Genomic DNA, 18,680 nt, shown 5'->3' with positions numbered 1-18,680 from the left:
CTCATGGGTCCTCCGTGCGGGGGCGGGCGGGGTATGGACGAGTGGTGGGGACCAAATGCGGCTGTGCCGCGGGGAACGGCAGCCCGGCCGGCGGTCCGCGCGAAGAGGGCCCGGGCGCGCGGACCTCGGCTCAGGGCTGCGGCGCTTCAACGCTTCAGGACAGCGGTACTCCGGCGACGGCGATGCGCTCCATCACCCGGCGCTGCGGGTAGTAGTCGCTGATCGCGTAGTGCTGGGTGGCGATGTTGTCCCAGATCGCCACGGAGTCCTGCTCCCAGTGGAAGCGGACCTGGAACTCCGGGACGCGTGCCTGGAGGACCAGCTCATCGAGAAGCTCCCGGCTCTCGGCGTCGGACAGGCCCACGATGCGCGTGGTGAAGGGCTCGTTGACGTAGAGGAGCTTGCGACCACTGCGCGGGTGGCGCACCACGATCGGGTGCTCGACCGGCGGGAGGCTCTCGCGGAAGTGCGCGATCTGCTCCTCGGTCATGGTCGAACCCCAACTGGGCACCCAGTCGTGCACGGCGGTGAGGCTGTCGATCCGTGCCTTCATCCCGTCGGAGAGGTTGTCGTACGCGGCACCCATGTCGGCCCACATCGTGTCGCCCCCGGCGGCGGGCACCTCGACGGAGCGCAGGACCGAGCCGAGGGCGGGCGCGGCCATGAAGGAATGGTCGCTGTGCCAGATGTTCTCGTTGCCCACGGCCATGGCGTCCTTCGCGAGCCGTGACACCCCGGCCGTCTCGGCCTTCGGGAAGAACGGGTTGGCCTCCGGCGGCCCCCAGACCGCGGCCAGGTCCAGGTGGTGCTGCGGCTCCAGCCCCGTCTGCCCCCGGAAGAAGATCACCTTCCATTCGAGCAAAGCCTGGCGCAGTTCCTCGGCGAGCGCCTCGTCGATCGGCCGGGACAGATCGACACCGCTGACCTCCGCTCCGATGTGCGGGGTGAGCGGGCTGATGCCGAGGACGCGGTACTGCGGCGTCTCGGCACCCGGTGCGAGCCGGTCCAGTGTCCGGCGGCCGTAGCGCATCAGCGGCTTGTCGAGTACGGGCTTCGGACCATCGGTGGTGGCGCTGGCGGCCATGGGTTCCTCCCACAATCGACTTGATTACGTAACCGGCAGTATCGATATTGGAAAGCCGCAGAGCAAGGGGGTGGGGAGAAAAGATTCCGGAGCGCCTTCGGACCGGCGCACACCTACGGCAGGGAGTCACCGCACGGAGCAAGTGGCGCCCGCCGGGTGGTCATACGTGTGCCGAGCGGGCTGATGCGGCATCCCGCGGCTACGGACTCCGATCCGCGCGCCCGCGAATGCGGCTCCGATCTGCGCGCCCACGATCAGGCACACTCCCGCCGGGCACCGGGCAGGGCAAATGAAGCAGCGCGGACGGCAGGGCGGCGCGAGGGTCCGGCCTGCAACACAGACACGCCGGCCACCACCCGGCCCGTCCACCCGCGCAGCGTTCAGACGGGCGCGGGCACGGTTTCCCTCAGGGTCAGGACGGGACCCCGACGGCGCGGCCGATCAGGTCCACCACCGACTCGACGAGCGCCTCGTCCGGGATCTGCTGTTCGCCGACCAGCCGGAACAGGAGCGATGAGGCCACCAGCGTCGCAGCGGCGGCGAGGTCGGCGTCCGGCCGCACGTCCCCCCGGGCGACACCACGCTCCAGCAGGTGGCGGGTCTCGCTCATCACCCGTGCCGTGTAGTCACGGTAGGCACCGGGCTCCGCCTCGGCCTCCGCCGCCGAGCCGATCACCCCGGCCAGCAGGCGACCGACACCCGGCTGCCCGTACGCCTGCGCGCGCGCCGTCAGCACGGCGCGCAACTCAGCACGGAAGTCCCCCATGTCGGGCACGGACAACGACCCGATGCGCGACTCGGCCGCGGCGATGACCAGATCCTGTTTGGTGGCCCAGCGACGGTACATGGCGGGCTTGCTCACACCGGCGCGCGCCGCCACAGCATCCATGGTCAGGGCACCCATGCCGCGCTCCGCCACCAGATCGACGACGGCATCCAGGACCGCGCCCGTGACACGTTCCTCCCGGGGCCGACCCGGCCCTCTGCGCGACTGCTTCACCTGGTGCTCCGCCATACCAAGACCCTACGCCGCCACGACCACCAGCCCCGGGAAGGGGCCGTCGCTCGGGCCGCCGGGGCGGGCACGCGCTGGGTCCGGGGCTCGGAGGACGTACCCAGGACTACAACTCGTCCGGACGATCCGCGATGGCGATGGCCCTGGCGATGAGGTCGTGGATCAAGAACTCGCCGGGTTTTCGGTTCTCTTTGAGACGGGCGAGATTGTCGTGATTGAACCAGTCGTAGGCAGAGTGCTTGGACCATTCCAATGCCGGACGGCCCAAATCGCCGTCGACCTCGACGAGATAGTCGGCCTCGTGCCGGAGTCCACCGCCGTCGTCGCCGGTCCAGGTGGTGGCACCAAGGAACCGCCGCACGTGGCTCAGGCGCCAGCCGGTCTCCTCCTCGACCTCACGCGCGAGAGCCTCCAGAACCGTTTCCCCGGCCTCGACATGGCCACCCACGATGTCCCAGCAATCGGGAAACAGCCGACGGTCCGGGCCGCGCTTCTGAGCGAAGGCCCGCCCGTCCTGGTCGAGGATGACGGCGCCGACGGTCCAGAGCTCGCCCGAGGCGGGATCGGGCACCTCGACGTCGTCGTTGACGGTGAACGACGCGTTGTCAGTAGGCATGCCCGACAGCGTAGGACGGACGCTCCCGCGACTTGCCGGTTTCGATGTGGTGGGCGTGCAGGGGCGGGAACCCGAGTGACTCAGCACCGGATGGTTCAGGGAGCGTGGAAGGAACGGTGCGACAACGACGCCCGGAACCCCTGACAACCTGCCGCACGGCGTGCGATCGTTCGCAAATGACTGACGCCGCCGGCGGGCCGACGGGCTCGGCACGACCGGACGACCGCACCGCATCCGCCCTGCGTTTCGCCACGGAACTCATCGCGTGGGTGGCGACCCCTTGGGCTCTGACCGACCACTCTTGGCTGCTGGCCGTTCTGTCCGTGGTGACCCTGATAGGCCTGCCGACCCTCCTCTCCACGCCGGGAGACAAGGCCCACGTGATCATCGCGGTGCCGGGGTGGGCCACGGTCCTGCTGGTGCTGCTCCAGCTCACGGCAGCAGTGATCTCCTCATGGCTGGCGTGGCCGGTCTGGGCAGCGATCTCCGTAACCGTGCTGGCCGCCACCACACTCGTCACGGAACGACGGCGCTGGCGGTGGCTCGTCACCCCGAACACTCCAGCCACTGAAGCGTCCACTCCCGGCCGGGGCACTGAGTGACTCTCGGCTCGCGTCTTCGCGACGGAACGTTCCACGAAGAGCAGTTCGAGCTGCCGGGTGGCCGCACGGTCGCTCGTTGGAGCCACCCGCTGCCCGTGTCGAGCTGCTGCTGACCTCGTACGACCCCGAGCTCGACCCCGAGAACTTGGCAGGCGCTGGCCGCGATCACGGTGGAGGACGAGGCGTTCCGGCTCACCGTAGGCGGCAGCGACGAGGAGGCGATCTGCTCGGCTGCAGACAAGGGCGAGGTACCCCGGCGGTGGGCAGCACTGATCGACGAGGTTCACGACCAGTCGGCCACTGCGTGGGGCGTGGACTACGGAGATCTCCACGGCATGTCCTGGACTCTGCCTTCGCTGAAGGCCGGCGAACACTGTGAACTGCCAGTCGTCGCGGCCTGGGCCCGCACCACAGTGGCGGACGACAGTGCGAACACCTGGTACGCCGTCATGCCATCGCCAACAACGCTGCAGCGTCAGGTCACGGCCGAACCGACGACGCGGGCCGAGCGCCTGAAACGGGCCGAAGACCGTCCGGTCCACCGCAGGATCGAGGGCGAAGCGACCTCGTAGGCCGCCAAACCGGCCCCAGGGGTGGGGTCGCGTCCGTCCTCCGAGCGGACCGCGTGGCGGACCGAGTGTCAGCCGCGTGGGCTGCGCCGGGTATCGGCCACCGGAGGCATCCAACCCACCGCGTTCTCAAGGAAGGACGCATTGACCGGCACAAGGTCCGCACCACTGGTGTCGTCGAGGGCCGGGACGTTGATGCCGATCTCCGGGACATCGCAGTCGACCGCCGCAACCCTGGTGCCGCAGACGGGACAGAAGCCGCGCTTCGCCTTGCCCGGGAAAGTCTCGAACCAGGTCGGCTCACCACCCTCTCCAGTCCACATGACCCGCTCGAAGCCGACCCACCACATCAACGGGGCTCCACCGAGCGTCACGCAGTGCTCGCAGTGACATGTGTGCGGGTAGACCGCCGAGCCCGTGGCGGTGAAGCGGATCCGGCCGCACAGGCATCCACCCGTGCGCTCCACCACTCCTTCAGCGGGGGGAACGTTCATCAGTTGATCTCCGCAGCAACGTAGGCGAGTTGAGCCTGCCAGTCTGTCAGCCCCCATTCATTCCTGCGGGCATCGACTGACCGCGATCGACGCTGGGCGGTCAGGTCGACCATCCCCTGCATCCCGAACGAGAAGTCTGAGCAAACCCCTTGCCTAATGGTCAAGAAGTGTTGACCATTGGGGACATGCCAACCGACGATCTCCCCGAGACGTTCCACGTCACCACTGACGCGCAGCTTCGCGCCGTCTCCAATCTCACGCGTCACCGGATCATGGCCGTGCTCCGCTTCGAGCCCGCGACGATCACGCAGATCGCCGAGCGAGTGGGCCTCGCGAAGGGGAGTTCCAGCTATCACGTACGGCTGCTGGAGCGGGCCGGCCTGGTGAAGGTGGTCCGGACACGGAAGGTCAGGGGGGTCACCGAGCGGTACTACGCAATGGCCGCCGGGTCGATCGTGCTGCCGGATCCGGGCGAGGGCGGGCCGGATGTGCTGATGCGGCACGCGGTGGCGGACCTGGAGGCCGCGCCGGCGGATGGCGAGAGGCACGTGAGGATGGCGCATCTGCGGCTCACCGACGAGCAGTTCGCGCAGCTGGGGGCGCGGCTGCAGGCACTGGCGGACGAATACCAGGAGCTGTCCGATCCGGCGCTCCCGGACACGTCGCTCGCGTTCGCACTGTTCCACCCGGCACCGCGCGTTCAGGCAGAGGGGGACGCCAAGTGACTTCAGCCATTCAGAAGTTGCCGACCGGGTTCGGTCGGCTGTGGACTGCACAAACCGTGTCCTCCCTCGGTGACGGGGTATCACATGCCGCGCTGCCGCTGCTCGCGTTGACGTTGACGCACGATCCGATGGCGCTCGCCGTCGTCACCGCGGCCGGAACACTGCCGTGGCTGATCTTCGGGGTGCTCGGCGGCGCGCTGGTGGACCGCTGGGACCGCAGACGCACGATGTGGGTCATGGACGTGGCGCGTGCGGCGCTGCTCGCGATACCGGCGGCAGCTGCCGCGCTCGACATGCTCAGCATTCCCCTGCTCGCGGCCGTCGCCTTCCTGCTGGGCATCGGCGGACTCTTCTTCGACACGGCCGCCACGGCCTACCTGCCGGATCTGCTCGGCCGCGACCCCGCGCTCCTGGAGCGCGCCAACTCCCGCCTGCGCGGCACCCAGACCGCCGCGTCCGGCTTCGCCGGACCGCCTGCGGGCAGTGCCCTGCTCGCACTCGGGCGGGCGGTTCCGCTGGTCGCCGACGCGGTGTCGTTCGCGCTCTCCGCACTGCTCGTACGCTCGCTGCCTGCCGCGCCCCGTCCCGTACCGCAGGTGCAGGAGTCGCTGCTGCGGCAGGCGCGGGCCGGCGCCTCGTACGTGTTCCGGAATCAGTTGCTGCTCGGGCTCGCACTGCGTCCGGCGGTCGGCAACATCGCCTTCCTCGCCGTGGAGACCGTACTCGCCCTCTTCGCGCACGAACGTCTCGGCATCGGCGCCTTCGGCTTCGGCCTGCTCCTCACCGCGGAGGCCACCGGCGGCCTGCTCGGCGCGGGCATCGCCTCCTTCCTCGGCCGACGACTCGGCACCGGCACCGCACTCACCTGCACGGCCGCGGTCGAGGGGCTCGCCGTCCTGGGGCTCGCCTTCGCCCCTAACCCGTACGTCGCCGGCCTCGCGCTCGCCGTCTGCGGAGCGGGCATGGGCGCCACGATGGTGCTCGCCCCCTCCCTCCGGCAGACCATCGTCCCCGCCCACATGATGGGCCGGGTCGCCTCCACCTCCCGCATGCTCTCCATGTGCGCCGCCCCGTTCGGCGCTTTCCTCGGCGGCTGGCTGGCTACCACCTACGACGTACGCACTCCGCTCTACGCTTCGGCAGCCCTCCTCCTCACCATGACCGCCGTCACGGCGACCATGACCAGCAATCGCCAGGTCGAGGCTGCTCTGCGCGCCGCCGCGCCTGTGGCCGATGATCTGGACCGTCCACTCCCCCGGAGCCTCGTCCAGGAGGCCGCCGTTCAGGAAACCGCCGTTCAGGACTCCGCGAAAGCGCTGAGTCAGAGCTGAGACCATCCGTGCCCCCCCTGCGCCCAGCAGGAGCGGGACAGAAAGCACGGCCCGCCATCGCCTACACGGGGCGGGTGTGAACGCCGATGCCCCCAGACACGATCATGTTGTCGCCCGTTATGTAGCCGGCGCCGTCCGACGCAAGGAAGGCGACAGCTTCGGCGATGTCGACCGGGGCTCCGACGCGGCCGAGGGGGACGCTTTCACCCCATGAGGCGACCGTGTCGGCGAGGATGCCCATCTTGCCGTACGCGGGGGTGTCGATCACGCCGGGGCTTACCGCGTTGACCCGGATGCGGCGGGGGGCGAGCTCGATGGCCAGGGAACGTACGAGAGGCAGCAACGCCCCCTTGGCCGCGGTCATGGCGGCGCCGAGACCGTCGCCCGCGCCCACGGTGAACACCACGGACGCGCCCTCGTTCAGCAGGGGAAGCGCCTTCTGCAGCGTGAAGAAGTTGCCCTTGACGTTGATGTCGAACAGGGCGTCGAAGGCTGCCTCGTCGGTGTGCTCGATCGTGAGGCCGGGACGGGGCAGGCCCGCGTTGAGGTAGAGCAGGTCGAGGGAGCCCAGGTGCTCGCGCGCCTGGTCCAGGGCCTGGTCGATGTCTGACAGGGAGCCGATATCGGCCTGGACGGCGACGACGTCGTCGGGAAGGCCGGTGTTGGCGGTGTCGCCGAGGCCGGTGACCATGACGCGGTAGCCGCGCGAGTGGAGGAGTTCCGCGGTGGCCTTGCCGATCCCGCTGGTTCCGCCGGTGATGAATGCCGTCTTTGCTGCCACGGTTGCTCCCCTAGCTATTGACGTGGGCACCTCCGGTCCCGCCTCGACAGAGGGAAGGGACCGGGGAGGCGGAGCTCGGTACAAACACCCGGCCGCCCTCATGGCAGCGTACGCCTACTTGGCAGTGACTGCCAGACTTCGCGTGACTGCCAGATTGGCAGGCTGCGCTAAGCTGGCGACCATGACGCAGGGAATTCGGAACGATGGGGCGACTACGTCCACGCTGTGGGACCGGACGCGGCGGCTGGCCGCTCAAGAGATCCTCCAGACCGCATTGCGCCTGTTCGCCCAACAGGGATACGACGAGACGACCATCGCGCAGATCGCCCGCGAAGCCGGAGTCTCCCAGCGCACCCTCTTCCGCTACTTCGGCACCAAGGAAGACCTTGTCGCCGGCAGCGAGGAGCAGTTCACCACCCTCCTGACGGAAACCGTCCGGGAGCAGCCCGTCGACGCGAGCACCTGGGACGCGTTGCGGGCCGCGTTCAAGGCGGCGCTCTCCCTCCATGCGACTCCCCAGGAAGCGCTGGAGCGCCTCCGCCTGGTACACAACACCGACTCCCTGCGCGCCGCCTATCTGGGGAAGCGCGTGCGCTGCCAGGAGGAGCTACTGCCGCTGCTCGAAGCCAGACCGGCCCATGCGGGGCTGGGCAAGGGGCAGGCCCGCGCCATCGTTGCGACAGCGTTCGCCTGCTTCGATGCCGCCATTGCGACGTGGCTCGAGGGCGATGGGCAGGGCGACATCCTTGATCTGTACGACCAAGGCCTGGCCACGGTGCGCAGCTAGAGCCGCTCCGGCCGCCGGATGGGCCCGTGCCACCTGTTCGCATCCCAGAGCGGGAGCGGCCCCGCTCCCGCGGCCGGGTTGTGCGGCATCCGGGTCATGACGGGCCCTCACACCCATCGGCGCCGCCTTGACCCAGCTCCGCGGACTCGCCAAATGAGATGCATTCCAGGAGAGTTGGCGCGCAGAAGCACCCGCTGTTCCCGGAAGTTACCGACCGGGGTTCCGAGTGTTCGTGACGTTCGCCGTGGCCGTGTCCTGAGTCCTGGCGTACGCGCTGACCGCCCATGTACGCGATGTGGTCGACGTGCGCCAGGAGGCTTGCGTGGATGGGACGTTGATCATTGATGATCTACGGGTACAGGAGCTGGAGCTCGCGGACGGCACGTTCGCCTACACGATCCTGTGGCCGGAGGGCGCGACCCACCGGGAGGCGGACGGCTTCCTACGGACTCGCCAACCCGGTACGGACCGCACGTACGCCTTCCACTTGGTGGACCACCTGCGGTGGCTGGAACACGAGGGCCTGACGCTCGCCTCGGTGACGCTCGATGACCTGTACCGGTACATGGGCGCGGTGGGCGCGAAGATCACGGGTCCGTACGGACAGCCGTGGCGGACGGGTAAGCAACCGTACGAACACTCGACCTTGAAGCTGGTCGCATCCTGTCTGAAGGGCTTCTACCTTCATGTATCCGGGCTGGGGATCAACGAGGAGTTGGGCAAGCGACTGGATCGAAGCCAGCTGCCAACGCGCCGGGACAGCCGACCAGAGAGGCCTCACGGCAGCGAGGCCGAGACGGCCTGGCGTGAACGCGCGCTCAACGCCGAAGACGGACTCAAGAGCGCACACGCGGAGATCAGAAGACAGCGCTCCCGCAGGGGCCAGTTACTCGGTCAGATCCGCGATCTGAAGGCCCGCTGGTCGGACGGGTCGGTGACGCGCCTGGTCGAGCAATACGCGCAACCCAAGCAGCGGGTTCAGCAACTGTCCCAGGACCAACGGCAGATGAGGAACGAGCACAGGCGACCCGGACGAACAACAGGTTCCAGGACCGCCGCATCGCCCAATTGGAAGCACAACTGCTGGAACACACCGGCGGCAGCTGAGCGGCCGTGCTCGCCTCGCTAATCGGAGCCGGGCTTCCAGCGCCCGGACGGAGGCCGTCACCGTGCCCGTCCTGGCGCCTGGAGCCACGGCCCGCGTCAGGGCCTGGGCAGCGGCAGGCCGGGCACCTGCGCGTGCCGCAGGTGCTGCCCGCCGCCATAGACGTGCAGGGTAAATGCCTCCAGGCCCGGTACACCGGCCGCGTCGTAGGCGTCCAGGCCGGCCGGGGCTGGTTCCAGAGGCTGGAGCTGACGGGTGATCTACTCGGTGTGCAGCACCGAGGCGATGGTCATCCGGGCCGCCGACCGGGCCGGGACCAGTGCGCCGAGGACTGCGATCGCCACACCCGCCAGGAGCATCGCGGCCAGCTGCGGCGCGTGCCACACGTCCTTCATATATGCGGGGAAGTCGACCACCCCGACATGGTCCACGACGAGGCGGTGCGCCACGATCCCGAGCGGGATGCCGAGCAGCCCGCCGACCGCGCCCAGCCCGGCGACCGAGGTCACCGTCATCACCACCACCTGCCGGGGTGTCATCCCGATCGACTTGAGCATGCCCAGGTCCCGGCGCCGCTCACGGGTGTTCAGGAGAACGGTGTTGAAGACACCGAGCGATGCGACGAGCGTCAGCAGCACCGTGAACACCGTCGAGAAGGTGATGACGGTGGCGGTGCCGGCGTTGCCGGAGTCCATCACCGACGCGTGCAGGCCCGGGTCGAGCGCAGCGACCGCCTCGGCGTAGGCGCGCGCGTCGGAGCCGGGGGCGAGCCGCACCGTGTACTCGGTGGCGTGGACGCCCGGTGCAAGTTGGGTGAAAGTATCCCAAGCGGCCTCCAGGGCCCGGGCGTTGCCCTCCATGAGCTGACCCACGACGGTCGCGGTGATCTTCCTGCCGTTCAGCTCCAGCGTGACCCGGTCACCGAGCTTCAGTCCGCGCTGGGTCAGGAACGCCGGCCCGGCCACGATCTCGCCCGCCGCGACCGGCGCCCGGCCCTTGACGATGGTGTGCTCGTACAAGGAATCGTCGCCGCGGTAGAAGTCGGCGAAGACGGGCTGGGTCTGCCCAGTCATGTTCGTCTGGGACAGCGCGCGGGCCCGTACCCCCTCCGCACCCGGCAGGGACCGCAGCCGTTTCTCGATCTGCGGGTCGCTGAGCCTGGGCGGGGTCCGGTCGCTGCCCGAACCCCCGGTCGTCACGTGGATCCTGGCGCCTCCGTCCTCCCGCCCGACATTGCCGTGCGCCACCATGCTGCTGGTCAGTCCGGTCGACAGGGTCACCGTGGTGACCCCGAGGACGATGGCCGCCATGGTCAGCAGGGCGCGGCTGGGGCGGGCGAACGGCTGGCCGAGGCCCAGACTGACCGGGCGCGGCAGCCGGCTAGCGCCGAGCAGCCGCTGGACGCGCAGCCCGCGCCCGGTCCGCGGCGCGCCGCCCGCGCTGATCGCCTCCGCGGCGGGCAGCCGGTGGGCGCGCAGGGCGGGGACCAGCGCGGCCAGCAGGACGAGGACGGGCATGCCCACGAGGCAGGCCACGGACACCCACGGGCTGATGTCGCCGACCGAGGCCCGGCCCACGTCGATGCCGGTGAACGCGACCTTCAGGATCGGCCCGGCCAGCGCGTTGCCGGCCAGAGTGCCCAGCACGCAGCCCACCACCGCCGGTACGGAAAGCATTGTCAGGTAGACGGCGACGACCTGGTTGGGGGTGAAGCCCAGGGCCTTGAGCACCCCGATGTGCCGGTACCCGGAGACGACCGCCCCGCTGACCACGTTGCCGACGATCAGGGTGGAGACGAGCAGGCCGAGGATGCCGAAGAGTGTGATGAACGGGAGGTAGGAGTCGGCCAGCGCGGAGAAGGCCTGCTTGAGGGTGAGGTAGGTCTGAGCGCCGGTCAGCGATTCCCTGGGCAGTCCCGTGGTGGCCCGTGCCAGCGAGGCGCTCAGCTGGGCCTCCGTCGAGGAGTCCGTGAAGCGGTAGAGCATCTGGGCGGAGGTCGGGTGCAGTGCGGCCATCTGCTCGGGCGAGACCCAGGCGCTCCCCGACTTGCTCATGCTGGCGGCGAATCCAACGACGGTCAGCGTCGCTCCGCCGGGGGTCTCCAGCTTGGTGCCGAGCAGCTCGGGGCCTGGGGAGCCCTGGACGGACCAGTTGACGACGATCTCGCCGGGTGCGGTGGCCCAGTGGCCCTCAAGGAGTTCGATCCGGTCCACGGGGCCCGCCGGATCGGCTCGGCCCACCACCGTGAGGGTGCCGCCCGCCATCCAGAGCCAGTCCTTGGGGATGGCGACGACGGCCTGCCCGAACGGCCCGGCCGCAGCCTCCACTCCGGGCTGCCGGGCGGTCCGCGCCAACTGCGCCTGCGAGACCTTCGTGGTGTCGAAGGCCGCCACCGTATGAGCACCGCGCTGTGCGGCGTAGGCCTTGTCGAAAGGGCCCGAGGCGGCGCTCAGCAGCGCCAGCGCGAGCAGGACGGTCGTGGTGGAGCAGAGCACGACGAGCCCGATGACGAAGGTCTGGAGCCGGCGGCGCTTCACGGCCGCGCGCGAGGCTCTCCATACGGCGCTCACGCGGTCGCCTCCAGCGTGCTCTCGCGGGCGACCCGGCCGTCGGCCACTTCGATCAGCCGGCTGGCGCAGCGGGTGGCCAGCTGCGGGTCGTGGGTGACGATCAACAGGGTCTGGCCGATCTGGTTGAGGTCGATCAGCAGATCCATCACCTGCTCGCCGGACCGGCTGTCGAGGGCGCCGGTCGGCTCGTCGGCAAGCAGTAGGGCCGGGCGGTTCATCAACGCCCGCGCGACGGCGACGCGTTGGCGCTCGCCGCCGCTGAGCGTCGCCGGATAGTTGTTCCGGCGTTCGGCGACACCGAGTTCGTCCAGGAGCTCCAGGGCACGGCGGCGCGACTGCCGGGCCGAGGTGCCGGTCAGCTGCGCGGCCAGCGCCACATTGTCCAGGGCGGGCAGATCGTCGATGAGGTTGAAGAACTGGAAGATCATGCCGACGTTCCGCCGCCGGAACAGCGCCAAGCCGGTCTCGTTCAGTTTCCCGAGATCCTGACCCTGCACCTCGACCGTGCCCGACGTCGGCCGGTCCAGGCCGGCCACCATGTTGAGCAAGGTGGACTTGCCGCAGCCGGAGGGGCCCATCACGGCGACCGCGTCCCCCGCCCTGATCTCCAGCGACAGGCCGTCCAACGCCTTCGCGTCGCCGTACTCCTTGTGGACGCTGTCCAGCCGCACCACCACTTGCCGGGCACTGTCGTGATCAGTTGTCATGGCTCGAACTTAGGACGGAGCCCGCGGAGGGGCGTCACCCCCCGGGTGTATCCGTCCGGGCAGGTCATCCCGGGGATGTACGGCGCTGCATCCGGGGGATGATGCGGGGCGTGTCGTGCAGCTGCGAAGATGGTCCGGTGTGGGGATCCGGGACGATGTGGCTGGTCATCGCCCTGGCGGCGGCAGTTGGCGCCGCTGGGTGTCTGTGTGTGGCGGTGGTCCGGGCGCGGCGGCTGCACCAGGCGGCCATCGAGGAGCGCGGCTGGCTGCTGGAGCGGGAGCGCGAGAGCGCGGCGCGGACCGCGGTCGACGCCGAGCGGGCCAGGATCGCCGCCGAGCTCCACGACATCGTCAGCCACAACGTGAGCCTCATGGTGGTCCAGGCCGGGGCCGCCCGTGAGGTGCTGGCCACGATGCCGGACGAGGCTGCGGCGGCGATGAGCGCCGTCGAGGGCGCCGGGCGGAACACGATGACCGAGCTGCGGCACCTGCTCGGCCTGCTCGCACCCGCGCAGAACGGCGACGACGAGCCCTACGGTATGGACCTGTCACCGCAGCCGAGCTTGAGCCGGCTCAGCCCGCTGATCGACCGGATTGCCTTTGCCGGCCTGCCCGTGGAGATGCGCATCTCGGGTGAGCCGCGCCCGCTGCCGACCGGGATCGATGTCACCGCCTACCGGATCATCCAGGAGGCCCTGACCAATGCCCTCAAACACGGGGACGGAGCGAAAGCCGAGGTGACGGTGCGATACGCGGACCACTACCTGCGAGTCGAGGTGCTGAACAGCGGACCGAGCGTCCTGTCGGACAGCCGGCCCACGCGGAGGGAGCCGGTCCCGGGCCAGGCAGACGGAACGGGACGCGGGCTGCTCGGCCTGCGGGAGCGGGTCGCCGTCTACGGCGGCGATCTCGACGCCCGCCGCCGGCTCGGCGGCGGCTACCGCGTGCGCGCCCGGATCCCGCTGGACCGGCCATGACGCACACCGAACCCGCCCCTCGCGTCGTGATCGCCGACGACCAGGAGCTGGTCCGCACCGGCTTCCGCCTGATCCTGACCGCCCGCGGCATCGACGTGGTGGGCGAAGCCGGCCACGGAGCCGAGGCCGTGGCCACCGTGCTGAGGCTGCGGCCCGACGTCGTGCTGATGGACATCCGAATGCCCGTCATGGACGGCCTGGAGGCCGCCCGCCGCATCCTCGCGCAGGCCCCGGACTGCCGGGTGATCATGCTGACCACCTTCGACCTCGATCACTACGTCTACGCCGCCCTCGCAGCCGGAGCCAGCGGATTCCTGCTCAAGGACGTCACCCCCGCGCATCTGGCCGCCGCCGTACGCCTGGTCGACACCGGTGACGCCCTGCTCGCACCCTCGATCACCCGCCGCCTGGTGGAGCGCTTCGCCTCCAGCGCCTCCAGAACCGGTTCGGGACTTGCAACCCCGGCCGTCCACCGAGACCTGGCCGCGCTGACGCCGCGTGAGCGCGAGGTGCTGACGCTGATGGGCCGGGGTCTTTCCAATTCCGAACTCGCGCGGGAACTGACGCTCAGTGAGGCGACCGTGAAGACCCACGTAGCCCGGATCTTCGCCAAGCTGACCCTGCGCGACCGGGCCCAAGCCGTCGTCCTCGCCTACGAGACAGGACTCGTCTCACCGGGCGAGTCCGCTGACACCGCCAACCCCTGTCGATAGCCGGCAATCTGGAGATCAAGCATGGATCAGCCAGTTGGTGTCAGATGAGGTGACGACCTCGGCCCGGCGCTATGTTCGGAAACGGCCGTCTGCGGACATGATCAACTGTCAGTTTCCGAAGTCGCCTACACAGGTGAGCTGGTGATTTGCTGTCACATTCAGGGAACTGCGAACGTGCCGGACGGGCCGAACTCGCCTGCACTACGGGCGAGTTGCCCGTGGTCGTGTGCGTGATGGGGCTTCCGGATGACAGAGGAACCGGTGGCCGGGCGTGGGGTGCTGACCGCGCCGACCCAACGGACCCGGGCGAAGGAACTCTCCGCCAGGCCGACCATGATCGCGGCCTGAGGGCGTCGAGGCATGGGCAAGCACAGCCGACCCGGACCGTCGAACCAGCCGTCGCGCGCCGTCCCGCGTGTGGACGCCGACAACCCGTTCGCCGCGTACGACAAGCGGCGCCGCCCGCCGATGGACATCTACCGGCGGCCACCGGCCGGTGCACGGCGGCGCCGGTCACCTCCGGCCCGACGAGCCGCGCGTCCTGGAGGCGTGGAGCGGGTTCGCGTACGAGCCGGCCGGCACCGCCCCGGCCTCGCAGCAGCCCAGGAATGGGTGAACGAACTTCCGATCGGCGACGGCCCCGCAGCATGATGCTCCGTAGCGAAAGGCATCCCAATCCGTGCCCGGGTGCGGTGGCCTACCGAACGTCAGCCGGACACGTAGCGAACATGTCCGGCACGCAAAGAGCGTGGTCAAGCCAGCTTCTCGCGAGAGACGGTCGGAAAACTTCACGTGCAGACCGCCCCGGCACCGGGCGTACCGTCCGCCTGCACCTGCACCTGGTCCGGTCCCGCCATCGCCCGCCACCTCTTCAACCGGTCAACCCGTCGGCAGGGAGGCCCGCTCGGCCGAGGGCTCCGGCACCCGGGGCCGGAGCTCCGAGGTCGCGGATCGGCCGACAATCACTCTCCTGGGGTCAGCCGGAGCCATGTCCCGTGCGATCTCGCGTGCCGCGCGGCCGAAGAGCTCTATCGCGCGGCTGTCGCCGCCGGACCGCCACATCAGGCCGTATCCGAGGGGGCTGTCCCCCTCCACCGGAACGTAGGAGATACCGGGACGGCCGTGGTAGAGCGCGATGTGGGCCCCTGACAACAGGGCTCCCTTGCCACCGGCGACGAGTGTCAGGGCCTCCTGATAGTTGGTGACGGCCGGCCCCCGCTCGATCGGTCGGCCACTGGGGGTGCGGGCCGGCAGTTGATGCTCCAGCCAGTAATCCGGGATGTCCCCCGCAATCGTCAGCAACGGAACGCCGACCAGGTCCTCAAGCGTCACCGTGATCCGCCCGGCCAGGGGATGCCCGGCCGCGACAGCCAGCACCCTGTCCTCGACGAGGAGCGTCGGACCGCGGGTCAGGTCGTCCTCGCGCACGGGGAAGTCCGTCAGCTGGAGGTCGAACTCGCCCTTCCGCAGCATCCCGTACGGATCGGAGAGCGGCACCTCGCATACCTCGACCGCGAGTTCGGGGTGGGCGGTACGCAGCTTCTCGATCGTCTTCATCACCATTTCTCCCGCCAACGGCGTGGAGAAGCCGACGTGCAGAATGCCTTCGATGCCCCGTGCCGAGGCGACAGCCCGCGCCATGGCGTTCTCGATGCCGCGGAAGTGCGGTGTGAGGTCGTCACGCAGACGGCTGCCCAGGCCGGTGAGGGCCACCCGCCGGCTCGTGCGCGTGAACAGCGGCGCTCCGACGCGGCGCTCCAGCTTCTGGATGAGCTGGCTCACCCGGGCACGGGAGAGACGCAGGCGGACGGCGGTCCGGCCGAAGTGCAGTTCCTCGGCGAGGACGAGGAAGCATTCGAGTTCGCTCTGTTCCACGTACGTCTCCGGGATCGTGTGGGACGTGGATCGGTAAGCCTGACTGACCGAACGTTGCGATCATCGCTGTTGTTCCCGTCCGGGTCGTGGCGAAGGCTTGAGGCACCACCAACACCCACCACCTCGGAAGGGGTTCATCGTCATGACTGCCTTGAGTACGTCGAGCGGGCTGAGCGCACACAAGTGGGGCGTCCTGCTCGTGCTGTGCGGCGCGATCTTCCTCGAAGGAATCGATGTCGCGATGCTCAATGTGGCATTGCCGTCGATCCGCGCCGACCTCGGGCTCTCCACCGGCGAGTTGCAGTGGGTCATGAGCGCCTACGTACTCGGTTACGGCGGTTTCATGTTGCTCGGCGGCCGTGCGGCAGACCTGTTCGGGCGCCGGCAGATGTTCGTCTCCTGGCTCGCCGTCTTCCTGCTGTTCTCCGGGCTCGGCGGGTTCGCCACCGAGGGGTGGATGCTGATCGTCGCGCGGTTCGTCACGGGCGTCGCCGCGGCCTTCATGACCCCGGCCGGTCTGTCCGTCATCACCACCGGCTTTGCTGAGGGTCCGGAGCGGAACAAGGCCCTGTTGCTCTACTCGGGCACCGCCGCGGGAGGCTTCACGATCGGTCTGGTCGCCGGTGGGCTGCTCACCGCCGTCGGCTGGCGCTGGGTCTTCTTCGCCCCGGTCGTGCTCTCCTTCCTCATCCTTGTCGCGGCCCTCGCGTTCGTCCCCAAGTCCGCACGCCCCGACAGGTCCGGTCAGCGCGTCGACGCCGCCGGCGCGCTCACCGTCACCGCGGCGCTCGTGCTGATCGTGCTGGGCGTGGAGCGTGCGGCCCACGCCGGGATCGCTGCCAGCGCCGGAACCCTGCTGGCAGGGCTCGCCTTCCTCGCGGCGTTCCTCGTCATCGAACGGCGGTCGGCCGAGCCCCTGGTACGTATGGGCATCTTCCGCAGCGCCTCTCTGGTCCGGGCCAACCTTTCGGCGATGCTGTTCGCCGCGGGGTTCTTCGGCTTCCAGTTCCTGGTCGTGCTGTATCTCCAGGAGCTGCGCGACTGGTCGACGCTGCAGACGAGCTTCGCGATGCTGGTCATCGGAGTCGACGCGATCCTCTCGCCGACCCTCACTCCTCGGCTGGTCAGCCGCTTCGGCACCTCCAAGGTCATCCTCGGAGGGCTCCTGCTCGCGGTGCTCGCCTACGGACTGTTCCTCCCGTTGGGCGCGGACTGGAGTTACGCGGCCATGTTCCCGAGTCTGCTCCTGCTCGGTCTCGCGTTCTCACTGGCGTACGGGCCGCTCACCATCGTGGCTACGGAGGGGGTCGCTGAATCGGAGCAGGGACTCGCGGGCGGTCTTCTCTACACCGCGTTCCAGTTCGGTGCCGCCCTGGGGCTCTCCGCGGTCACCGCCGTCAGCGCGGCCGCCACGCACGCGGAGACTCCTGCCGCAGTACTGGACGGGTACCGGACCGGTCTGCTCGTCCCGTTCGCGGCGGCGGCCGCCGCGGCCGCCATCAGCGCCTTCGGCCGGCGCACCCGGCGGAACGGAGAGCCGCCGGTCGCGGTGGACGCTGCCGGGGAGCGCATCGACGTACCCGCCTCCCGCTGATCAGGGGCGCAGGACGATCTTTCCCACGTGTCCCCTGCGGGAGAGCTCCTCCTGCGCCCGAGCGGCCTGGTCCAGGGGGAAGGCCGTGGCGATGACGGGCTGGACCTCTGCCCGGCGGGCCAGGTCCATGAGGAGGTCGAAGTGCCTGGGCGTGTGCATCGCGGAACCGATGACCTGGGCGTTGTGCAGATAGAGGCGGCGAACGTCAAAGGTCACACCGTAGCCTCCGAGTGCGCCGGCGATGACCCACCGGCCCCCTTCGCGCAGCAGCGGAAGCCCCTCACCCACCAGCTCGCCGGCCACGACGTCGAGTGCGACATCGATGCCCTCCGGAGCGACGGTGCGGATCTGCCCGGCGATGTCTCCTGCACGGTCGACGACTTCGTGCGCACCCGCTGCGCGCACCGCATCGATCTTGGGTCCGCTGCTGATGGCGACCACCCTCGCGCCGCGCGCGCGTGCGATCTGCACCAGCGCGAGGCCGACGCCGCCGGACGCTCCGGAAACCAGGGCGGTCTCACCCTTCCGCAGCCGACCTCGCTCGATCATCCCCAGTGCCGTGCCGTAGGCGGTCGGCAACGTCGCGAGCTGGTCGTCCGTGAGCGGCGATTCCGTCATGTCGTGCACACGTTTCACCGGCGCCGTCACATACTCGGCGTAGCCGCCGTCGCGTTCACTCCCCATCAGCCCCACCGGGTTGGCGTCCGGCCCCTCGGTGTCGTAGATCGCGGGATCGACGACCACCCGGCGTCCGACGAGGGTCTCCTGCGCTCCGGGTCCTGCGGCGACGACGCGGCCGGCCACATCGGCGCCCTGGATGCGCGGGAAGTCGATCGGACCCCGCCAGCCCGAGAGCGCCTTCGGGTCGTCCGGCCGGCCGTAGGCACCCTCCCGCGTCCACAGGTCGGTGTTGTTCAGCGCCACCGCGCCGACCCGGACCAGCACCTCCCCCGCCCGGAGTGCGGGAACCGGAACCTCCGTCAGCTCAAGGACCTCCGGTCCTCCGTGCCTGGTGATACGCACTGCTCGCATGAGATCGGACGGACTCATCGCTTGGTCCTCCTCACAGGTATACTGATCTGTAAACATCTCCCACCGTACACCGATCAGTGAAGGGATCATCCGTCGTGCAGGG

At 69.6% G+C, this 18,680-nt stretch carries 18 protein-coding genes; 9 read left to right on the top strand and 9 right to left on the bottom strand.

Annotated elements, in window-relative coordinates; all coding sequences use genetic code 11:
• Nucleotides 1-154: 154 nt before the first annotated feature.
• From OG521_38440 to OG521_38430, 3 genes are all read right to left on the bottom strand, one after another.
• Nucleotides 155-1,084: a TauD/TfdA family dioxygenase gene (locus tag OG521_38440; GenBank protein WUW26335.1), complete on the bottom strand. Its 930-nt coding sequence runs from the start codon at nucleotides 1,082-1,084 to the stop codon at nucleotides 155-157.
• A gap of 412 nt (nucleotides 1,085-1,496) precedes the next feature.
• The gene (locus OG521_38435; GenBank protein WUW26334.1) at nucleotides 1,497-2,099 is read right to left on the bottom strand and encodes a TetR/AcrR family transcriptional regulator; all 603 of its coding nucleotides are present in this window, start codon (nucleotides 2,097-2,099) and stop codon (nucleotides 1,497-1,499) included.
• A 106-nt stretch (nucleotides 2,100-2,205) separates the two neighbouring features.
• The gene (locus OG521_38430) at nucleotides 2,206-2,715 is read right to left on the bottom strand and encodes an NUDIX domain-containing protein (GenBank protein ID WUW26333.1); all 510 of its coding nucleotides are present in this window, start codon (nucleotides 2,713-2,715) and stop codon (nucleotides 2,206-2,208) included.
• A 176-nt stretch (nucleotides 2,716-2,891) separates the two neighbouring features.
• Between OG521_38430 and OG521_38425 the strand changes: the two genes are divergently transcribed.
• Both OG521_38425 and OG521_38420 read left to right on the top strand, forming a co-directional pair.
• On the top strand, nucleotides 2,892-3,317 hold the full coding sequence (locus OG521_38425) for a hypothetical protein (GenBank protein ID WUW26332.1): 426 nt from the start codon (nucleotides 2,892-2,894) through the stop codon (nucleotides 3,315-3,317).
• A gap of 170 nt (nucleotides 3,318-3,487) precedes the next feature.
• Nucleotides 3,488-3,889: a hypothetical protein gene (locus OG521_38420; GenBank protein WUW26331.1), complete on the top strand. Its 402-nt coding sequence runs from the start codon at nucleotides 3,488-3,490 to the stop codon at nucleotides 3,887-3,889.
• A gap of 68 nt (nucleotides 3,890-3,957) precedes the next feature.
• Here the strand turns inward: OG521_38420 and OG521_38415 are convergent, their stop codons facing one another.
• The gene (locus OG521_38415) at nucleotides 3,958-4,380 is read right to left on the bottom strand and encodes a GFA family protein (GenBank protein ID WUW26330.1); all 423 of its coding nucleotides are present in this window, start codon (nucleotides 4,378-4,380) and stop codon (nucleotides 3,958-3,960) included.
• 185 nt (nucleotides 4,381-4,565) lie between these two features.
• On the opposite strand from OG521_38415, the gene OG521_38410 reads away from it, so the two are divergent.
• Both OG521_38410 and OG521_38405 read left to right on the top strand, forming a co-directional pair.
• A complete protein-coding gene (locus tag OG521_38410; protein ID WUW26329.1) occupies nucleotides 4,566-5,105 on the top strand; it encodes a winged helix-turn-helix domain-containing protein in 540 nt (179 codons plus the stop codon).
• Nucleotides 5,102-6,436, top strand: coding sequence for an MFS transporter (locus tag OG521_38405; GenBank protein WUW26328.1), 1,335 nt, complete (start codon nucleotides 5,102-5,104; stop codon nucleotides 6,434-6,436). The genes OG521_38410 and OG521_38405 overlap by 4 nt, the downstream gene beginning before the upstream one ends.
• Nucleotides 6,437-6,497: 61 nt before the next feature.
• Here OG521_38405 and OG521_38400 read toward each other — a convergent pair whose 3' ends face one another.
• Entirely contained in the window at nucleotides 6,498-7,217 is a 720-nt protein-coding gene (locus tag OG521_38400) for an SDR family oxidoreductase (protein ID WUW26327.1), read from the bottom strand.
• A 181-nt stretch (nucleotides 7,218-7,398) separates the two neighbouring features.
• Here OG521_38400 and OG521_38395 point away from each other — a divergent pair, with 181 nt between their 5' ends.
• Complete coding sequence (locus tag OG521_38395; protein WUW26326.1) at nucleotides 7,399-8,004, top strand: TetR/AcrR family transcriptional regulator; 606 nt, start codon at nucleotides 7,399-7,401, stop codon at nucleotides 8,002-8,004.
• A gap of 322 nt (nucleotides 8,005-8,326) precedes the next feature.
• The gene (locus OG521_38390) at nucleotides 8,327-9,133 is read left to right on the top strand and encodes a hypothetical protein (GenBank protein WUW26325.1); all 807 of its coding nucleotides are present in this window, start codon (nucleotides 8,327-8,329) and stop codon (nucleotides 9,131-9,133) included.
• A gap of 236 nt (nucleotides 9,134-9,369) precedes the next feature.
• Here OG521_38390 and OG521_38385 read toward each other — a convergent pair whose 3' ends face one another.
• Complete coding sequence (locus tag OG521_38385; GenBank protein WUW26324.1) at nucleotides 9,370-11,679, bottom strand: ABC transporter permease; 2,310 nt, start codon at nucleotides 11,677-11,679, stop codon at nucleotides 9,370-9,372.
• Nucleotides 11,676-12,386 (bottom strand): ABC transporter ATP-binding protein, encoded by a 711-nt coding sequence (locus OG521_38380; protein ID WUW26323.1) that lies wholly within the window; start codon nucleotides 12,384-12,386, stop codon nucleotides 11,676-11,678. The genes OG521_38385 and OG521_38380 overlap by 4 nt, the downstream gene beginning before the upstream one ends.
• Before the next feature lie 137 nt (nucleotides 12,387-12,523).
• Here OG521_38380 and OG521_38375 point away from each other — a divergent pair, with 137 nt between their 5' ends.
• Both OG521_38375 and OG521_38370 read left to right on the top strand, forming a co-directional pair.
• On the top strand, nucleotides 12,524-13,363 hold the full coding sequence (locus OG521_38375; protein ID WUW26322.1) for a histidine kinase: 840 nt from the start codon (nucleotides 12,524-12,526) through the stop codon (nucleotides 13,361-13,363).
• Nucleotides 13,360-14,076: a response regulator transcription factor gene (locus tag OG521_38370; GenBank protein WUW26321.1), complete on the top strand. Its 717-nt coding sequence runs from the start codon at nucleotides 13,360-13,362 to the stop codon at nucleotides 14,074-14,076. The genes OG521_38375 and OG521_38370 overlap by 4 nt, the downstream gene beginning before the upstream one ends.
• 879 nt (nucleotides 14,077-14,955) lie before the next feature.
• On the opposite strand, the gene OG521_38365 is transcribed toward OG521_38370, so the two are convergent.
• On the bottom strand, nucleotides 14,956-15,951 hold the full coding sequence (locus tag OG521_38365; GenBank protein ID WUW26320.1) for a LysR family transcriptional regulator: 996 nt from the start codon (nucleotides 15,949-15,951) through the stop codon (nucleotides 14,956-14,958).
• Between the two features lie 142 nt (nucleotides 15,952-16,093).
• Here OG521_38365 and OG521_38360 point away from each other — a divergent pair, with 142 nt between their 5' ends.
• Nucleotides 16,094-17,545, top strand: coding sequence for an MFS transporter (locus OG521_38360; GenBank protein WUW26319.1), 1,452 nt, complete (start codon nucleotides 16,094-16,096; stop codon nucleotides 17,543-17,545).
• Here the strand turns inward: OG521_38360 and OG521_38355 are convergent, their stop codons facing one another.
• Nucleotides 17,546-18,595 (bottom strand): zinc-binding dehydrogenase, encoded by a 1,050-nt coding sequence (locus OG521_38355; GenBank protein ID WUW26318.1) that lies wholly within the window; start codon nucleotides 18,593-18,595, stop codon nucleotides 17,546-17,548. It lies immediately after the preceding gene.
• Nucleotides 18,596-18,680: the final 85 nt, after the last annotated feature.

It is taken from the genome of Streptomyces sp. NBC_01463 (assembly GCA_036227345.1).
Classification (GTDB): Bacteria; Actinomycetota; Actinomycetes; order Streptomycetales; family Streptomycetaceae; genus Streptomyces.
Note: the sequence above shows the minus strand (reverse complement) of the source record. Positions and strands in the feature narration are given on the sequence as shown.